The organism is Janthinobacterium sp. FW305-128 (genome assembly GCF_020858135.1).
GTDB lineage: Bacteria > Pseudomonadota > Gammaproteobacteria > Burkholderiales > Burkholderiaceae_D > Janthinobacterium.
In genome coordinates this window covers 281,977-298,947 of the sequence record NZ_JACYMK010000009.1, presented here as the reverse complement: position 1 = coordinate 298,947, position 16,971 = coordinate 281,977, and the positions used below count along the sequence as shown (strand labels likewise).

General features: G+C 63.0%; 13 protein-coding genes. 6 read left to right on the top strand and 7 right to left on the bottom strand.

The annotated features are described in order from the left end of the window. Positions 1–127: 127 nt before the first annotated feature. The 3 genes from trxB (at position 128) to IGS60_RS20080 (ending at position 2,528) form a co-directional block, all read left to right on the top strand. Complete coding sequence (gene trxB / locus IGS60_RS20090; protein ID WP_034786153.1) at positions 128–1,081, top strand: thioredoxin-disulfide reductase; 954 nt, start codon at positions 128–130, stop codon at positions 1,079–1,081. Between the two features lie 7 nt (positions 1,082–1,088). Then, positions 1,089–1,763, top strand: a complete 675-nt coding sequence (locus tag IGS60_RS20085; RefSeq protein WP_230505945.1) for a Smr/MutS family protein — start codon at positions 1,089–1,091, stop codon at positions 1,761–1,763. Between the two features lie 135 nt (positions 1,764–1,898). Next, the gene (locus tag IGS60_RS20080; RefSeq protein ID WP_034786156.1) at positions 1,899–2,528 is read left to right on the top strand and encodes a trimeric intracellular cation channel family protein; all 630 of its coding nucleotides are present in this window, start codon (positions 1,899–1,901) and stop codon (positions 2,526–2,528) included. A 155-nt stretch (positions 2,529–2,683) separates the two neighbouring features. Here IGS60_RS20080 and IGS60_RS20075 read toward each other — a convergent pair whose 3' ends face one another. Both IGS60_RS20075 and IGS60_RS20070 read right to left on the bottom strand, forming a co-directional pair. Next, the gene (locus IGS60_RS20075) at positions 2,684–3,022 is read right to left on the bottom strand and encodes a P-II family nitrogen regulator (protein ID WP_034758685.1); all 339 of its coding nucleotides are present in this window, start codon (positions 3,020–3,022) and stop codon (positions 2,684–2,686) included. Positions 3,023–3,081: 59 nt separating this feature from the next. Further along, positions 3,082–4,698 carry an NAD+ synthase gene (locus IGS60_RS20070; protein WP_230505944.1) on the bottom strand — a complete coding sequence of 539 codons (1,617 nt, stop codon included), beginning with the start codon at positions 4,696–4,698 and terminating at the stop codon, positions 3,082–3,084. 88 nt (positions 4,699–4,786) lie between these two features. Here IGS60_RS20070 and IGS60_RS20065 point away from each other — a divergent pair, with 88 nt between their 5' ends. Next, positions 4,787–5,920, top strand: a complete 1,134-nt coding sequence (locus IGS60_RS20065) for a GNAT family N-acetyltransferase (protein ID WP_230505968.1) — start codon at positions 4,787–4,789, stop codon at positions 5,918–5,920. Positions 5,921–5,970: 50 nt separating this feature from the next. On the opposite strand, the gene ppa is transcribed toward IGS60_RS20065, so the two are convergent. Further along, positions 5,971–6,513: an inorganic diphosphatase gene (gene ppa / locus IGS60_RS20060; protein ID WP_070225002.1), complete on the bottom strand. Its 543-nt coding sequence runs from the start codon at positions 6,511–6,513 to the stop codon at positions 5,971–5,973. Between the two features lie 625 nt (positions 6,514–7,138). Between ppa and IGS60_RS20055 the strand changes: the two genes are divergently transcribed. Continuing rightward, positions 7,139–9,565 carry a membrane-bound PQQ-dependent dehydrogenase, glucose/quinate/shikimate family gene (locus IGS60_RS20055; protein WP_230505943.1) on the top strand — a complete coding sequence of 809 codons (2,427 nt, stop codon included), beginning with the start codon at positions 7,139–7,141 and terminating at the stop codon, positions 9,563–9,565. 102 nt (positions 9,566–9,667) lie between these two features. Here IGS60_RS20055 and IGS60_RS20050 read toward each other — a convergent pair whose 3' ends face one another. From IGS60_RS20050 to hemC, 4 genes are read right to left on the bottom strand one after another with little or no spacing between them, the layout of a single operon-like run. Continuing rightward, on the bottom strand, positions 9,668–10,864 hold the full coding sequence (locus IGS60_RS20050) for a heme biosynthesis protein HemY (protein ID WP_268994138.1): 1,197 nt from the start codon (positions 10,862–10,864) through the stop codon (positions 9,668–9,670). A gap of 4 nt (positions 10,865–10,868) precedes the next feature. Then, positions 10,869–12,017: a uroporphyrinogen-III C-methyltransferase gene (locus IGS60_RS20045; protein WP_070291290.1), complete on the bottom strand. Its 1,149-nt coding sequence runs from the start codon at positions 12,015–12,017 to the stop codon at positions 10,869–10,871. Beyond that, positions 12,014–12,796, bottom strand: a complete 783-nt coding sequence (locus IGS60_RS20040; protein ID WP_230505942.1) for a uroporphyrinogen-III synthase — start codon at positions 12,794–12,796, stop codon at positions 12,014–12,016. Before IGS60_RS20040 ends, IGS60_RS20045 begins: the two co-directional genes overlap by 4 nt. Then, a complete protein-coding gene (gene hemC / locus IGS60_RS20035) occupies positions 12,789–13,769 on the bottom strand; it encodes a hydroxymethylbilane synthase (RefSeq protein WP_230505941.1) in 981 nt (326 codons plus the stop codon). Before hemC ends, IGS60_RS20040 begins: the two co-directional genes overlap by 8 nt. A 252-nt stretch (positions 13,770–14,021) precedes the next feature. Between hemC and ppc the strand changes: the two genes are divergently transcribed. Further along, complete coding sequence (gene ppc, locus IGS60_RS20030) at positions 14,022–16,871, top strand: phosphoenolpyruvate carboxylase (protein ID WP_230505940.1); 2,850 nt, start codon at positions 14,022–14,024, stop codon at positions 16,869–16,871. Positions 16,872–16,971: the final 100 nt, after the last annotated feature.

Here is a 16,971-nt window from a genome sequence, read left to right as displayed (position 1 = left end):
CCCCACGATTCGTCGCTACAGGCGGCTTGGTCTATAATCGTGGATTGCTTGCGCAAGCGCAATACAGCCTTGTTCTTCGCGCGTATGCCCCCAATTCGGATAGACCCCACTCATAGAGAAGCTTCCCATGACCACTACCAAACACGCCCGCGTTTTGATCCTCGGCTCCGGCCCAGCCGGCTACAGCGCCGCCGTCTACGCCGCCCGCGCCAACCTGAACCCGATGCTGGTCACCGGCGTGGAACAAGGCGGCCAGTTGATGACCACCACCGACGTGGAAAACTGGCCCGGCGACCCCATGGGCGTGCAAGGCCCGGACCTGATGCAGCGTTTGCTGCAGCATGCCGAACGTTTCAATACGGAAATCGTGTTTGACCACATCCACACCACTTTCCTCAATGAAAAGCCGATCCGCCTGAAGGGCGACAGCCACGAATACACGTGCGACACCCTGATCATCGCCACGGGCGCGTCCGCGCAATACCTGGGCCTGCCGTCGGAAGCGGAATTCATGGGCAAGGGCGTGTCCGCCTGCGCCACCTGCGATGGCTTCTTCTACCGCAACCAGGAAGTGGCCGTCGTCGGCGGCGGCAATACGGCCGTCGAGGAAGCGCTGTACCTGTCGAACATCGCCAACAAAGTCACGCTGATCCACCGCCGCGACAAGTTCCGCGCCGAAGCGATCCTGATCGACCGCCTGAACGCCAAGGTTGCCGAAGGCAAGATCGTGTTGAAATATAACCACACTCTGGACGAAGTGACGGGCAACGAAGGCGGCGTGACGGGCCTGAACATCAAATCGACCATCGACGGCAAGGTCGAAGCGTTGTCCGTGCATGGCGTTTTCATCGCCATCGGCCACAAGCCGAACACGGGCATCTTCGAAGGCCAGCTGGAAATGCACAACGGCTACATCAAGACCAAGACGGGCCTGGAAGGCATGGCCACGGCCACCAGCGCACCGGGCGTGTTTGCCGCCGGCGACGTGCAAGACCATATCTACCGCCAGGCCATCACCAGCGCCGGTACGGGTTGCATGGCAGCACTGGACGCCCAGCGCTACCTGGAAGGCCAGGAGTAAGCGTCGCATGGCGTCGATGAAAGACTTTGCCGACCTGAAAGCGGTCAGCAAGCAGCTCAAGGAGCAGGCCGATGCGCGCGCGCAAGCCGCGGCTGAGCGCGCGCAACAGGTCAAGGTGCAGGCCGTGGAAAGCAATCTGTTCAAGGCCAGCATCGGCGGCGTCAAGCGCCTGCCCGAGTCGGACCGCTACGTGCCCAGCCTGCCCAAGGCGGTCGCGACAAGCGCCCAGCAGCCCGCGCGCAAGTTGTCTCCGGAAGAGGACGACGCAGCTGTGCTGCGCGAATCGCTGTCGGACTTGTTCGAGGTCGACCATTATCTGGAAAACGATCCGGCCCTGAACTACGCCCGCCCCGGCGTGGGGCCGGACGTGGTCAAGAAGATGCGCAAGGGCCACTGGCCCATCCAGGATGAGCTGGACTTGCACGGCTTGCGCCGCGACGAGGCGCGCGACGGCATCGGCGCCTTCTTGAACCAGGCGACGCGGCGCAAGCTGCGCTGCGTGCGCGTAATCCACGGCAAGGGTTTTGGCTCGAAAGGCCAGGAACCGGTCTTGAAATCGATGGTGCACAGCTGGCTCGTGCAAAAGGATGAAGTCATCGCCTTTTGCCAGGCGCGCCGCTCCGAAGGGGGCGATGGCGCCCTCGTCGTGCTGCTCTCGGCAGCCCTGCAGCCCATCCGCTAGGATAGATAGCAAGAAATTACAATTCAGTAACAAGTTACACCCTGCACACGGCCCCGTTTGTCACCATTCGGGGCCGTGTCATGTTAACCTGTGACAATTATTTCCTGCTTAGCGTCTCGTGCACGCGCTCCACCCATGATGCCACCCCAATTGCCGCCTGGCTCGCTGATCAAGATCATTGAGGTCATCGCCATCCTGGTGGGCGCGTTTTCCGGCTTCATCGAAGCGCGGCGCAAGCGCATGGACCTGGTCGGCGTATTCGTCGTGGCCTTCATCACGGCCTTCGGCGGGGGCACCTTGCGCGACATTCTGCTCGACAAGCGGCCCCTGTTCTGGGTCTCGCACCAGGAATATGCGATCCTGATCTTCGTGCTGGCCCTGACGGCCGCGCCCCTGATCCAGCATTTGCGGCAGATCGTCTCGGAACGCCTGATCGTCATCGCCGACGCCATCGGCCTGGGCATGTTCGCCATCGCCGGCGTGGCCGAAGCCATGCGCGCCGGCATGCCGATCTTCATTGCGTCGATGATGGGGGTAATTACGGGAATCTTTGGCGGCGTGATGCGCGACATCGTCTGCAACGAAGTACCGATGGTGTTTCGTGACGGCAAACCGTATGCGATCTGCGCGTTCTTCGGCTGCTGGGCTTATTTATTGCAGATGCACTTCGGCGCCGAGCACGACTTTGCGCTGTGGACCAGCGCCAGCGGCATCACGATACTGCGCCTGATTTGCTGGAAATTCGACATGCGGCTGGGGCGCTGAAGCGCAATCCGGCAGCTTGGGTGGCCCAGCAGCGTCGGCTTACGCGCTGGCGCGCTAAGCCGACCTACGCGTATCGACGTATATCAGGCGTAGGTCGGATCAGGCTCGAAGAGCCGTAATCCGACACCATTGTTGCCGTAGCCGCCAGCAAAAACTTAGACCGCGTCCGGTCCTGTCTCGCCCGTGCGGATGCGGATGACCTGCTCCACGTCGCGCACGAAGATCTTGCCGTCGCCAATCTTGCCCGTGCGGGCCGCCTTGATGATGGCGTCGACCACCAGTTCCGACACGCTGTCGTCCACCACCACTTCGACTTTGACTTTCGGCAAGAAGTCGACCACGTACTCGGCGCCACGGTACAGCTCGGTATGGCCCTTCTGGCGGCCAAAGCCCTTCACTTCCGTCACGGTCAAGCCCGTCACGTTCACGTCGGCCAGCGCCTCGCGTACTTCGTCGAGCTTGAATGGTTTGATGATGGCGGTAATCTGTTTCATGGCTTTCTCCTTATTGATAATCGTCAGTTCTTCATTAGCTGGCTTAACGGAACCCCGCCTTACTCGTAAAACTTCGAGGTAATCGGGTAGCGCCAGTCGCGGCCGAAGCCACGGTGCGTGACGCGGATGCCCACCGGCGACTGGCGCCGCTTGTATTCATTGATCTTGATCAGGCGCGTGACCCGGGCCACATCGGCCGGCGGGTAGCCAGCCTCGATAATCTCGGCGATCGGCCGGTTTTCTTCCATGTACAGCTGCATGATGCCGTCGAGTACGTCATACGGCGGCAGGGAATCCTGGTCCAACTGGTCGGCGCGCAGTTCGGCCGACGGTCCCCGCGTCAGGATGCGCTCGGGAATCACGCTTGAGATGCCGTTGCGGTACGCGCACAGGCGGTACACGAGCGTCTTGGCGATATCCTTGATCACGGCAAAGCCGCCCGCCATGTCGCCGTACAGGGTGCAATAACCGACCGCCATCTCGCTCTTGTTGCCCGTCGTCAAAACGATGCTGCCATGCTTGTTCGACAGAGCCATCAGCAGGGTGCCGCGGATGCGCGCCTGGATGTTTTCTTCCGTCGCGTCCTCCGCCAGCCCCGCGAACTCACCGGCCAAGGTAGCGCGGAAGGCGTCAAAGGTTTGCTTGATCGGAATTTCATCGTAGCGCACATTGAGGCGTTTTACCATGTCGCGCGAATCGATCCACGAGATATCGGCCGTAAATTGCGACGGCATCATCACGGCGCGCACCTTGTCGGCGCCCAGCGCATCAACGGCGATGGCCAGGGTCAGCGCGGAATCGACGCCGCCCGACATGCCGATCAGCACGCCCGGAAAGCCGTTCTTGACTATATAGTCGCGTACGCCCAGCACCAGCGCCTGGTACACCTGCGCCTCGGTGGTCAACGGCGTGGCCAGCGGCTGCGGCACGGGCGTGGCGCCGTCGAACTCGACCAGTTGCAAGTCTTCCTCGAAATGGCGCAGCTGAGCGCAAATCGTGCCGGCCGCATCCATGACAAACGAATCGCCGTCGAAAATCAGCTCGTCCTGGCCGCCGACCAGGTTGGCGTACACGAGGGCCATGCCTTGCGCGCTGACGTTCTTGCGCATGGTTTCGTAGCGCAGATGCTGCTTGTTCATATGGTAGGGCGAACCGTTCGGCACCAGCAGCACTTGCGCGCCGGCCGCGCGGGCGCGCATCGGCGCATGCTCGAACCATGTGTCTTCGCAGATATTGATGCCGAAACGCACGCCTTTCACGCCAAACACGAAAGCCTGGTCCGACGACGTAAAGTAGCGTTTTTCATCGAACACGGTGGTGTTCGGCAAGTCGTGCTTGCGGTAGGTACCCAGCACTTCGCCATTGAGCAGCACGGAGGCGGCATTGTGGCGCACGCCCTTCTCGTCCTGCAGGGGCAAGCCCACCACCACGTGCAAATCCTTGAACTGGGCCAGGTCGCGGGCCAGCCCCGCAAACGCTTCCTGCGTTTTTGCGTAGAATGCATTGCGCAGCAATAAGTCTTCGGGTGGATAGCCGACCAGCGACAGTTCCGGCGTGAGCACGATATCGGCGCCCGCTTCAAAGGCGCGGCGGGAAAGGTCGAAGATCTTGGCACGGTTGCCGGCCAGATCGCCGACCGTACTATTCATTTGAGCAATTGCGACTTTGACTGTCATGATGATGGATATTTTCGTTCTATTAAACAAGACAGGGGCACACAGGCCGATGGTGGCGCCCCGAGAGTGATGAATGCACACTACAACAATGAATTATCGCACGGCTATCGTCACTACCCTGGCTGAAATTGGCGAAGCGGCCTGGTCTGAACTGCTGGCGTGCCAGGCGGATAGCAATCCCTTCCTCTCGTATGCCTTTTTGCACGCGCTGCACGAGTCCGGCTGCGCCAGCGCGGACACGGGCTGGCAACCGAATTACCTGGTGCTGTGGCAAGGAGACACGCTGGCCGCCGCCCTGCCCCTGTACCTGAAAATGCACTCGTATGGCGAATACGTGTTCGACTGGGCCTGGGCCGATGCCTATCAGCAGCATGGCCTCGAATACTACCCGAAACTGCTGTCCGCTATTCCCTTTACGCCCGTCAGCGGCACGCGCCTGCTGGCCCGCGATGGCGAAGCGCGCGCCGCCCTGCTGGCCTTCCTGCAGGCCCAGCAGCAGGCGGCCGACGTGTCGTCCTGCCATATTCTGTTCCCGCCGGAAAGGGAGGCGCGCCAGCTGGCCGAGGCTGGCTACCTGATGCGTAGCGGCGTGCAGTTTCACTGGCTCAATCCCGGCTACGCGGATTTCGAGCAATTCCTCGCCACCCTGGAACACAAGAAACGCAAGAATATCCGCGCCGAGCGGCGCAAGGTGCGGGAAGCGGGTGTGACCATGCGCCAGGTGCGCGGCATGGACGCCACGGACGCGGACTGGAAACTGTTCCACCGCTGCTACAGCAATACCTATGCGGAACACCGCTCCTCGCCCTACCTGTCGCTGGACTTCTTCCGGCGCATCGGTGCCGGCATGCCGCAGAACATTTTATTGGTGATCGCCGAGCGCGAAGGCCGGGCCATTGCAGCCTCGCTGGTGATCCATACGGCGGACACCCTGTATGGCCGCTACTGGGGCGCGCTCGAGCATGTGCCGTGCCTGCACTTCGAGACGGCCTACTACCAGCCGCTGGAATTTTGCATCGCCAACGGCATCGCCACCTTCGAAGGGGGCGCCCAGGGCGAGCACAAGATGGCGCGCGGCTTCCTGCCGCAAAAGACCTGGTCCGCCCACTGGCTGGCCCACCCTGCCTTTGCCGACGCCGTGCAGCGCTTCCTCGAGCGCGAACGGGGCGGCATCGATGCCTATCTCGATGAGTTGAACGAACACAGCCCGTTTCGCGCATAAAAAAACGCTCCCGGCCATGACTGGCGGGGAGCGTTTTTTAACTGATGCTGTTAGGCTTTTGCAGCATCTGCCTTGTAGGCGGCGACGCCGCCCAGGATTTCTTCCTTGGCCACGTCAGGGCCATACCAGCCGTCGATCTTGACCCATTTGCCTTTTTCCAGATCTTTGTAGTGCTCAAAGAAATGCTGGATCTGGCGCAAACGCAGTTCGTTCAAGTCTTCCGGCTTTTGCCAGTGGCTGTAGATCGACAGGACCTTGTCGACTGGCACGGCCAGCACTTTCGCGTCTTCGCCCGACTCGTCGGTCATTTTCAGCACGCCGATAGGACGGCAGCGCACGACCACGCCCGGGATCAGCGGGAACGGGGTGATGACCAGCACGTCGACCGGATCGCCGTCCGGCGACAGGGTGTTCGGCACGTAGCCGTAGTTGCACGGGTAATGCATGGCGGTACCCATGAAGCGATCGACGAAGATCGCGCCGCTTTCCTTGTCGACTTCGTACTTGATCGGATCGGCATTCATCGGGATTTCGATGACGACGTTGAAATCGTTCGGCAGGTCGCGGCCGGAAGAGACGTTATTCAAACTCATGGGGTTCCTCATTAGCGGATGGTGTTTTAACCGCGCAATTATAGCGAAGTACAGGCAGCTTGTGCGATGCAGCAGCGGCGCGCCGGCGTTTTGCGCGTCCAGCCAGCAACACTCGCCAGCACGGCCGTCCGGCACGCGCAAGCTGCTGCCGAGAGAATAAACAGGCTATTGGGAATAATAAGTAGAAACACTTAAGCATTACTACGGTCGACCCCGAGTTAATACCTGAAATGTCGTCATATTTTCATTTCAATATCACCATCCAGCGAACATGGTTATCATAACCGGCATTGCATTTATTGCAGCCACTTATAACAACTGTGTCAGGCTTATTCTCCCCGAACTGTCAGCGCGTGATGGCGCGGCCGTCTCACCATCGATGGCCATCAAGCCTGCCAGCCCTGCAACTCCCTCATCCAGCATAATCTTTGCGCTTATTTGAAGCATTTATTTGATTCAAATGACGGCCTGGCCAAAAAATGGCACGACCAGAAGACAATCATCAATTCTGATAAACTGTCACATTCTGGTGATTCCAAACTTTGTATATTCTGCAATCGACGCCTTCCCTGAATTCAATATGGCGCTTTCAACGCGCCACCGATAAATCCTTGCAAAAAGGAATATGATGATTCCCTCCTTCCGGCCCGGGCCTTTATTAAAGGTCACCGGCGTTATTTTCATTCTGTTTGGCCTCGCCCTGCTGGGCGGCGGCATCTGGCTGGCCACGCTTGGCGGCTCCTGGTACTACTTGCTGGCCGGCATAGGCATGCTCGTCGCCGGCGTGCTGGTGTTCCAGGGCAAGCGCAGCGCGCAAGCTTTCCTCGCCTTCTTGCTGACCGCCACCCTCATCTGGTCCGTCATCGAAGTGAAATTCGACTGGTGGCAATTGCTGCCGCGCCTCGACATCTGGTTTGCCGCCGCCGTCTGGCTGTTGCTGCCCTTCGTCAGCCGCCGTCTGGCGCCACCCGCCGCGGCGAAACAGGGGCAATTGGGACGCACGGCCCTGTCCGCCGCCGTGGTCCTGACCGTCATCGCCGGCGTCATCGCCCTGTTCCAGGACTACCATGACCTGCATGGCGACGTGCCGGCCGAAAACATGGCCGCCACGGCCAGCGGCGATCTGGCGCCCGGCGTCGAGCACAACGACTGGTCCGCGTATGGCCGCTCCGGCTATGGCGACCGCTACGCCCCGGCCGCGCAGATCACGCCGGCGAATATTTCCGGCCTGAAGGAAGCCTGGACCTACCACACGGGCGACTTCAAGGGACCGAACGACCCGGGCGAGATCGCCAACGAAGTGACGCCGCTGAAGGTCAATGACATGCTGTACCTGTGCACGCCGCACAATATCGTCATCGCGCTGAACCCGGACACGGGCAAGGAAATCTGGCGCCACGATCCGAAGATCAACCGCGACGCAGCCAGCTACCAGCACATGATCTGCCGCGGCGTCGCCTACTGGGACGTCAACGCGGGCCGCGCCAAGAACAACCCGGCCCCCGAAGCGGCCGGCATGGAATGCCCGCGCCGCATCCTGGCGCCGACCATGGACGGCACCATGATCGCCGTCAATGCCGATACGGGCGAGTCGTGCAAGAGCTTTGGCAACAACGGCGTCGTCAACCTATATAAAAACATGGCCATGATCAAGCGCGGTTTCCTGATGCCGACCTCGCCGCCCGCCGTGTCGCAGAAAATGGCCGTGATCGCCGCCAGCGTGACGGACAACCATTCGACGGAAGAACCGTCGGGCGTGATCCGCGGCTACGATCCCGTCACGGGCAAGCTGATGTGGAACTGGGACCCGGCCACGCCGGAAGATACCAAGCCCTTCCCTGAAGGCAAGAACTACACCAACAACTCGCCCAACTCGTGGGGCGTGGCCAGCATCGATGAAAAGCTGGGCATGGTGTACATCCCGATGGGCAATGAAACCCCCGATACCTGGGGCGGCAACCGCAACAAGAACGGCGAGAAATTCAACAGCGCCATCGTCGCGCTGGACCTGGCGACCGGCAAAGTGCGCTGGGTCTACCAGACCGTGCACCACGATATCTGGGACATGGATATCGGCGGCCAGCCTTCGCTGGTCGACATCGACACGCCGAAAGGCAAAGTGCCGTCCGTCGTCGCCACGACGAAACGGGGCGACATCTATGTGATTGACCGCCGCGACGGCAGCCTGGTCGTGCCGGCGCCGGAAAAACCCGTGCCGACGAGCAATCCTGCCGCCGGCGACACCCTGTCGCCCACGCAGCCGTTCTCGGCCCTGACCTTCCTGCCTGAACGCAATATCAGCGAAGCGGACATGTGGGGCACGACGCCGTTCGACCAGCTCGCTTGCCGCATCATCTTCAAGGAACGCCGCTATGAAGGCCCGTTCACGCCGCAAACGGCCGGCAAGGGCGCCGTCATCTCGCCGGGCCCGCTGGGCATCTTCGAATGGGGCGGCGCGGCCATCGACCCCGTGCGCCAGTTGTTGATCGTCAACCCTGACTACATGGGCTTCCTGGAAAAACTCGTGCCGCGCGCCGAAACGACGGCCAAGGGCGGCACGGGCGGCGAAATGGGCTTGCAGCCGCAGACGGGCGTCCCGTTCGCCGTGGAAATCAAGGCCTTTTTGTCGCCGCTGGGCTTCCCATGCCAGGCACCGCCGTGGGGCTATGTGGCCGCCGTCGACCTGCGCACCATGAAAAAAGTGTGGATGCACAAGAACGGCACCACGCGCGACAGCGGTCCCGTGCCGATTCCATTGCCACTGGGCGTGCCCAGCCTGGGCGGCATGGTCACCACGGGCGGCGGCGTGACCTTCCTCAGCAGCACGCTCGACTATTACATCCGCGGCTACGACGTCAGCAACGGCAAAGTCATCTGGAAAGCCCGCTTGCCGGCCGGCGGCCAGGCTACGCCGATGAGCTATGTGTCGAACAAGTCGGGACGCCAGTTCGTCGTCGTCATGGCCGGCGGCCACGGTTCGCTGGGCACGAAGATGAGCGATACCCTGATCGCGTATGCCCTGCCCGAAGGCACGGCCGTACCGAAGAAGTAAATAGCAACGCAGCAGCGCACTCCGCCATGGGGTGCCCATAAAAAAAGCCGTTCAGTCTGCACTGAACGGCTTTTTTACGTCTGGAGAAATGGCCTACAAGGCTTACAGGATGGTGGCCAGCGCGCACTGCCGGTAATGGGCGGCGGCCTGTTCCGTCTGCTGCAAGGCATCGTGCATCTGCGCCAGCTTCAGGTGGGCGTCGCGCACCATCTGCGGCTCGTTGGCGTCCGACAAAGCCTGCTCCAGGTGGCGCTGGGCCTTGCCCCACAGTTTTTGCTTGAGGCACAAGGTACCGAGGGTCAGCGCCAGTTCCGCATCGAGCGGACGCTGTTTCAGCCATTGCTCGCAATGCTCGATCTGCAGCAGCAGGGCCGGCGTGCCGCTCGGGGCCGCCGCTTCGCGGTAGGCGCGCACGACGCGCTCGTCCCAGTCGGCGGCCAGCGACTCTTCGCACACGAGGCGCGCTTCGTCATGCAGGCCGCGCGCATTCAGGGCCGTGGCGGCGCGGCAGGCGATATACGGCTTGACCCGGTCGACGCTTGGCACGGTCGACCATACGCGCAGCAAGGATTCGGCATCGTGCGACGGGTCGGACAGCAAATGGTCGTAAGCCAGTTCGCGCAGGCGCGACGACAGGGCCGGATGCAGGGCGCGGTGCTTGTCGAGCGAACGCACGAGGCGCAGCACTTCCGGCCAGTTCTTCGCCTGCTGCTCGGCTTTCAGCGACCATTGCAGCGCGTGGATATGGCGCGTGCCGCTGGCGTTGAGTTCGCGCACGGCGGCCAGCGCCGCTTCCGGCTGGTGGTCGTCGACCAGCAATTCCGTCACCGTCATCAGACGGGCCGTCTTCAGGCTGGCGTCGCCTTCGACGCGGGCCAGCCAGCTGTCGCGGCGTTCGGACTGGCGCATGCGGTGCGCGGCGCGCGCGCCGATCAGCGCGGCCAGGCCGGCGTTTTCGTCCAGTTCGGCGGCGCGCAAGGCGGCCTTCTCTGCATGGCCGAAACGGCCTTCGAACAGGGCTTTCAAGGCTTCGCGCAAACCCTTGTTGCCATCGCGCTCACGCTTGCGCTGGCGGTAGGCCGCCACTTGCGCCGGCATGCGCACGGTGGCGCGCACGGCGCGCACCAGCAGGTACAGCAGCACGAACAGCACGACCTGCAGCAGCAGGAAGAAGTTCAGCGACAAATCGATGCGGTACGGCGGATAGAACAGCACCACGTTGCCAGGGTTGAAACGGGCCGTCACGGCGATACCGATCGCCGCGGCCATCAGGGCGAGTAACCAGAGAAATAGACGCATGGGCTCAGGACTTCGCTTTGTAGTTGCGCACAGCAGTCAGGCTGTCGGACAAGGTTGGCATTTCGATGGCCAGGTTGCTGCCCTGCACCTGGCGCAGCAGGGCTTGCGCCGTCTGCGTGCTCTTGGCGCGGGTGTCGAAATACTTGGCCAGCGCATCCTGCGCGGCGATCAAGTCGTTGCGGAACGCCGTTTCATTGCGCGACAACAAGGCCATGCGGGCATTGAGCAAGCGCAGCTTGACGTTTTCGCGCAAGAAATACGATTGCGTCGGCGACAGCATCAGCGCTTCCGGCGTATCGACCCGGCGGATACGGATCAATTGGCGCACGTCGGCCCACATGTCGCCGCTCCAGGTATTGAAGCCGTCGCGCACCTTTTGCAGCAGCGGTTCCGGCGCCGGCGGACCCACCAGCTTGCCGCTGGCATCGCGCACGGGCTTGGCCTTGCCCGGTTTTTCCGGCGCGGCCGGCAAGGCCGGCGTTTCGTCGGACAGCATCGGCAAGGAATCGACCTGGGCGATCACGGCGTCGAGGCGCAGGGCCACGCCCGTCGAATCGACGCTGGGCAGGGCCTTGAGTTTTTCCATGTCGCGCCCGATGGCGCGGCGGATAGTGATGAATTGCGGCTTGTCGGAACGCGACAGGCTGCGGTCCGCGTTTTGCAGGGCGATCAGCGCGCCGGGCACGTTGCCGGCCAGTTGCAGCTGCTGGCTGGCCGTCGACAGCACTTGCTCGATTTCCGTCAGCGCCCACTCGTCGCGGTTCTTCGACAAGTCGTTATACAGCTGTTCCAGGGCCAGCTGCTGGCTTTGCGTTTCGCTCTGGCGGTTTTCCAGCGCACCCACCTTGATTTCCAGCTCTTTCGTGCCTTCTTGCACGGTGCGCGCCAGCACGCCCGTTTCGGCGTTGCTGACATCGCCCTTTTGCAGGCGCTTGGCCACTTCTTCGCGCAGGTTGCGGATCTGCTTGCTGGACGACCAGCTTTGCGCAGCCAGCAGCACGGCCAGCACGATGACGGCGATGCTCATGGGCTTTTGCAGCTGTTCCAGCAAGGTCGGCGCGCGGCCGGCAGGTTGGTCGGCCGCCTGCGGCGCCGTCTTCACGGCGCTGCCAGGCGTTGCATTCGGTTCGGAGAGTGTAGGCATTTCGTTCATGGTCGTGATTGTAACGCGGCGAGCACTCCTGCGTCGCCTGATCCTGTCAGGGTGACACGGGCAAAACCCAGGGCCGCCGCCGTTTGTGCAATGCGGGCGTGCGGCACGATCAGATGTTGCTGTTGCATTTTCACAACAGCCGTCTTTTCAGCATCCAATTCCTCAAGAAGCGCCAGCAAACCGCGCAGCGCTTCCGAGCTGGTGATGATCCAGTCATTATTATGCTGCAACAGCTTTTCCAGGGTCGCCCGCAAGGCCGGCGTCAGCGTTGGCACCTGGCGGCGGTAGGCTGTGACGAACTCGACTTCGGCGCCAGCGGCGCGCAAGCCGTCGGCCAGGTAATCGCGTCCGCCGTCGCCGCGCACGATCAGCACGCGCTTGCCGCGCAGGGCCGGCAAGTCCAGCGCCAGCAATAAATGTTCGGAATCGCTGCGCGCCGTGTCGAGCGGACTGGTGATGCTGGCATTCGCGTCCGTGACGCCATGCGCGGCCAAGGCCATCCGGCTGCCCTCGCCCACGACGGCCAGCGGCACGCCTGGCGGCCAGGCGGACAAGTGCGCAAAGACGCAATCGATGGCGTTGGGCGAGACGAAGGCCACCAGGTCATATTCCGCCAGGCGCGCCAGCACGGCTTGCAGCTGCGCGCATTCATCTGCGCCATCGAGCGCGTGGATTTCCAGCAGCGGCAACAGTTGCACGGGCAAGCCCAGCGCCGTGATCCTGGCGGCCAGCGGCCCCGCTTGCGCCGCGGGCCGCGTGATCACCACCGTGTCAGGCATGCGGCGCCAGGCCTTCATGGTTGTCGGGCGTAATGGCGCACGAGGCGAGGATGCCGGCGGCATCCTGTGCGCGCAGCAGCTCGGCCACCTGTTCGCCCAGCAGCTCGGGCGCGCTGGCCGGGCCTTCGAACTCGGCGCTGGCCATGCGCGCGCCGTCCGGCGTGGCGACCATGGCGCGCAAGCGCATGCTGTCGCCTTCGACAGTGGCGAACGCGGCCAACGGAATCTGGCAGCTGCCGCCGAAAATCTTCGACACCTTGCGCTCGGCCGTGACGGCTTGCGCCGTAGCCGTGTGGTTCAACGGCGCCAGCAGGGCCGTCATGTCAACGCCGTCGGCGCGACCGGCGCGCACCTCGATCGCCATGGCGCCCTGGCCGGCGGCAGGCAGGCTGTCTTCCGGCGCCAGCACGGCGCGGATGCGCGACGCCAGGCCCAGGCGTTTCAGGCCGGCGGCGGCCAGGATGATGGCGGCGTAATCGCCACGGTCCAGCTTGCCCAAGCGGGTGTCGAGGTTGCCGCGTAGGGGCAGAATCGTCAGGTGCGGGTAGCGCGCGGCGATCAGCGACTGGCGGCGCAGGCTGCTGGTGCCGACGACGGCGCCGTGCGGCAGCTCGGCCAGGCTGGCGTAATCGTTGGACACGAACGCGTCGCGCGGGTCTTCGCGCTCGAGGATGGCGGCCAGGGCAAAGCCTGCCGGCAACTCCATCGGCACGTCTTTGAGCGAATGCACGGCCAGGTCGGCGCGGCCCTCTTCCATCGCCACTTCCAGTTCCTTGACGAACAGGCCCTTGCCGCCTACCTTGGACAGGGCGCGGTCCAGAATCTGGTCGCCGCGTGTGGTCATGCCGAGAATTTCAACGCTACACTGCGGATACAGGGCGGCCAGGCGCGCACGCACGTGTTCGGCTTGCCACATGGCAAGACGGCTCTCGCGCGTGGCGATCACCAGGCGGGAAGGAATATTTTGGGTCAATTCGGATGCTTTCAAAACAAGTTCTTTCGCTGTGGCTGTCGTTGTCGTTGCCAATTCGCCCGTCCGATATCAATTTGTATCGGAATGACGCCCGGCCTCGCTATAATCGTTATCCCTTAGCCTAGAAGGCCAAGTCAGGCTAGCGTCCATGTTGAAGACCACAAATTTTATCATGCGCCCCCTCCCCTCTGCGGCCAAACGCCCGGTGCGATCCACATTCCCTTGCTTTTACACTTACTTTGGTTCTTTATTATGCTCAATGACGCAGTAGCACCAGAAATAGTCCCGGCGGCCGGCTCCGACAAGGACGCGCCGCTGAAAGAAGATATCCGCTTGCTGGGCCGCCTGCTGGGCGACGTGCTGCGCGAACAGGAAGGCGACGCCGTCTTCAATGTGGTGGAAACCATACGCCAGACTTCCGTGCGCTTCCGCCGCGAAGCGGACGCCGACGCGGCGCTGGAACTCGACGCCATGCTCAAGGAACTGAGCCGCGAACAGACGATTTCCGTCGTGCGCGCGTTTTCCTATTTTTCGCACCTGGCCAACATTGCGGAAGACCAGCATCACATCCGCCGCCGCCGCGCCCACCTGCTGGCCGGCTCGCCGGCGCAAAAGGGCAGCGTCAGCTTCGCGCTGAAAAAACTGCGCGCCGCCGGCGTGCCGCGCAAGACCGTCGACACCTTCTTCCAGGACGCCCTGATCGCGCCCGTGCTGACGGCCCACCCGACGGAAGTGCAGCGCAAGAGCATCCTCGACGCCGAGCACGACATCGCCCGCCTGCTGGCCGAGCGCGACCTGCCGCAGACGCCGAAGGAACGGCAGGCCAACATGCAGCTGCTGCGCTCGCGCGTGGCCACCCTGTGGCAGACGCGCATGCTGCGCTACTCGAAGCTGACAGTCGCTGACGAAATCGAAAACGCCCTGTCCTACTACCGCATCACCTTCCTGCGCGAATTGCCGGGCCTGTACGACGACATCGAGGAAGACATCGCCGCCGAGTACCCGAACGGCAACGGCACGATCGAGCCGATCAATGCCGCCTACGTGCAGATGGGCAGCTGGATCGGCGGCGACCGCGACGGCAACCCGAACGTCAACGCGGGCACCATGCAGCACGCGCTGGCGCGCCACGCCACCACCATCCTCGACTTTTACCTCGACGAAGTGCACGCGCTGGGCGCGGAACTGTCCGTCTCGACCCTGATGGTGGGCGTGAGCGCCGAACTGCAGGCGCTGGCCGACCAGTCGCCGGACGCCTCGCCGCACCGCAGCGACGAACCGTACCGCCGCGCCCTGATCGGCATCTATGCGCGCCTGGCCGCCACGGCCCGCGCGCTGGGCGCCACCAACATCCTGCGCAAGGAAGTGGGCGCGGCCGCCCCCTATCCTGACGCGGCCGCCTTTGTGGCCGACTTGCGCACCATCGTCGCCTCGCTCGAGTCGCACCACGGCGCGGCCCTCGTGCGCCCGCGCCTGGCGACCCTGGCGCGGGCGGCCGACATCTTCGGTTTCCACCTGGCGTCGCTCGACATGCGCCAGACTTCCGACGTGCACGAGCGCGTGCTGGCCGACCTGTTCGCGAAAAGCGGCGTGGCCGCCGACTACACGACCCTGTCCGAGGAAGACAAGCAGGCGCTGCTGCTGAACGAACTGGCCCAGCCGCGCCTGCTGTACTCGCCCTACATCGCCTACGCCACGGAAACGGATTCCGAGCTGGCCATCCTGCGCGCGGCGCGCGACATCCGCCAGCGCTACGGCGCGCGGGCCATCCGCAACTACATCATCTCGCACACGGAAACCGTCTCCGACTTGCTGGAAGTATTGCTGCTGCAAAAGGAAACAGGCTTGCTGCGCACCGACTGGCAGGCCGGGGGCGACGGCGACAGCACGTGCGAGCTGATGGTCATCCCCCTGTTCGAGACCATCCCCGACCTGCAACGCGCGGCCGGCATCATGAGCCAGCTCATGGCCTTGCCGCTGGTCAAGCAATTGATCGCCAAGCAGGGACAGTTGCAGGAAGTCATGCTCGGCTATTCCGATTCGAACAAGGATGGCGGTTTTCTCACGTCGAACTGGGAACTGTACAAGGCGGAACTGGCATTGGTGGCGGATTTCCAGAAGGCCGGCGTCAAGCTGCGCCTGTTCCATGGCCGCGGCGGCACGGTGGGCCGTGGCGGCGGACCCAGCTACGAAGCCATCCTGGCGCAGCCGCCGGGCACCGTCAACGGCCAGATCCGCCTGACGGAGCAGGGCGAAATCATCGCCTCGAAGTTTTCCAACGCGGAAATCGGCCGGCGCAACCTGGAATTGCTGGTCGCCGCGACCCTGGAAGCGAGCCTGGCGCCGCAGGAAGCCAATCCGGCCCGCAACGGCCAGCTGGCGCAATTCGAAGCCGTGATGGCGCAGCTGTCGGACCTCGCCTATCACGCCTACCGCCACCTCGTGTATGAAACGCCGGGTTTTACGGAGTATTTCTTCTCGGCCACCCCGATTGCGGAAATCGCCGAGCTGAACCTCGGTTCGCGCCCCGCCTCGCGCAAGGCCAACCAGCGCATCGAAGACTTGCGCGCCATTCCCTGGGGCTTTTCCTGGGGCCAGTGCCGCTTGCTGCTGCCGGGCTGGTTCGGCTTCGGCAGCGCCATCGAAGCGTGGATCAACGATGGCGAGCCAGCGTCGAAGGATGACAGGATCGCCACCCTGCGCGCCATGTACGCCGAATGGCCGTTCTTTGCCACCCTGCTGTCGAACATGGACATGGTGCTGGCCAAGACGGACCTGGCCATTGCCTCGCGCTACGCGGAACTGGTGGCGGACCAGGACTTGCGCGAACGCATCTACAAGCGCATCACGGAAGAGCACGGCAACACCTTGCGCTGCCTGGAGCTGATCACCGGCAATACCGAGCGCCTGGCGGGCAATCCGCTGCTGGCCCGCTCGATCCAGAACCGCTTCGCCTACCTCGACCCGCTGAACCATTTGCAGGTGGAATTGATCAAGCGCAACCGCGTCCTGTCCAGCGCCAGTAAAGTCGATGAACGGGTGCACCGCGGCATCCAGCTGTCGATCAATGGCGTGGCGGCAGGCTTGCGCAACACGGGCTGATCGCGCCGCATTGCCTTCGGCAAGCAGGGGCCGGCACCGCAAGGGCCGGCCCTTTAGCTTTCCAAATGGAAAAATATTCTCAATAAAACAACATTTGGTA

Excerpts from the sequence above, each read along its gene's own strand:
- IGS60_RS20045 (WP_070291290.1), bottom strand. The coding sequence starts at position 12,017 with ATGAACGAAATGCCTACACTCTCCGAACCGAATGCAACGCCTGGCAGC.
- ppc (WP_230505940.1), top strand. The coding sequence starts at position 14,022 with ATGCTCAATGACGCAGTAGCACCAGAAATAGTCCCGGCGGCCGGCTCC.
- IGS60_RS20070 (WP_230505944.1), bottom strand. The coding sequence starts at position 4,698 with ATGACAGTCAAAGTCGCAATTGCTCAAATGAATAGTACGGTCGGCGAT.
- IGS60_RS20080 (WP_034786156.1), top strand. The coding sequence starts at position 1,899 with ATGATGCCACCCCAATTGCCGCCTGGCTCGCTGATCAAGATCATTGAG.
- IGS60_RS20055 (WP_230505943.1), top strand. The coding sequence starts at position 7,139 with ATGATGATTCCCTCCTTCCGGCCCGGGCCTTTATTAAAGGTCACCGGC.
- IGS60_RS20050 (WP_268994138.1), bottom strand. The coding sequence starts at position 10,864 with ATGCGTCTATTTCTCTGGTTACTCGCCCTGATGGCCGCGGCGATCGGT.
- trxB (WP_034786153.1), top strand. The coding sequence starts at position 128 with ATGACCACTACCAAACACGCCCGCGTTTTGATCCTCGGCTCCGGCCCA.
- IGS60_RS20085 (WP_230505945.1), top strand. The coding sequence starts at position 1,089 with ATGGCGTCGATGAAAGACTTTGCCGACCTGAAAGCGGTCAGCAAGCAG.
- ppa (WP_070225002.1), bottom strand. The coding sequence starts at position 6,513 with ATGAGTTTGAATAACGTCTCTTCCGGCCGCGACCTGCCGAACGATTTC.
- IGS60_RS20075 (WP_034758685.1), bottom strand. The coding sequence starts at position 3,022 with ATGAAACAGATTACCGCCATCATCAAACCATTCAAGCTCGACGAAGTA.
- IGS60_RS20065 (WP_230505968.1), top strand. The coding sequence starts at position 4,787 with ATGAATTATCGCACGGCTATCGTCACTACCCTGGCTGAAATTGGCGAA.
- IGS60_RS20040 (WP_230505942.1), bottom strand. The coding sequence starts at position 12,796 with ATGCCTGACACGGTGGTGATCACGCGGCCCGCGGCGCAAGCGGGGCCG.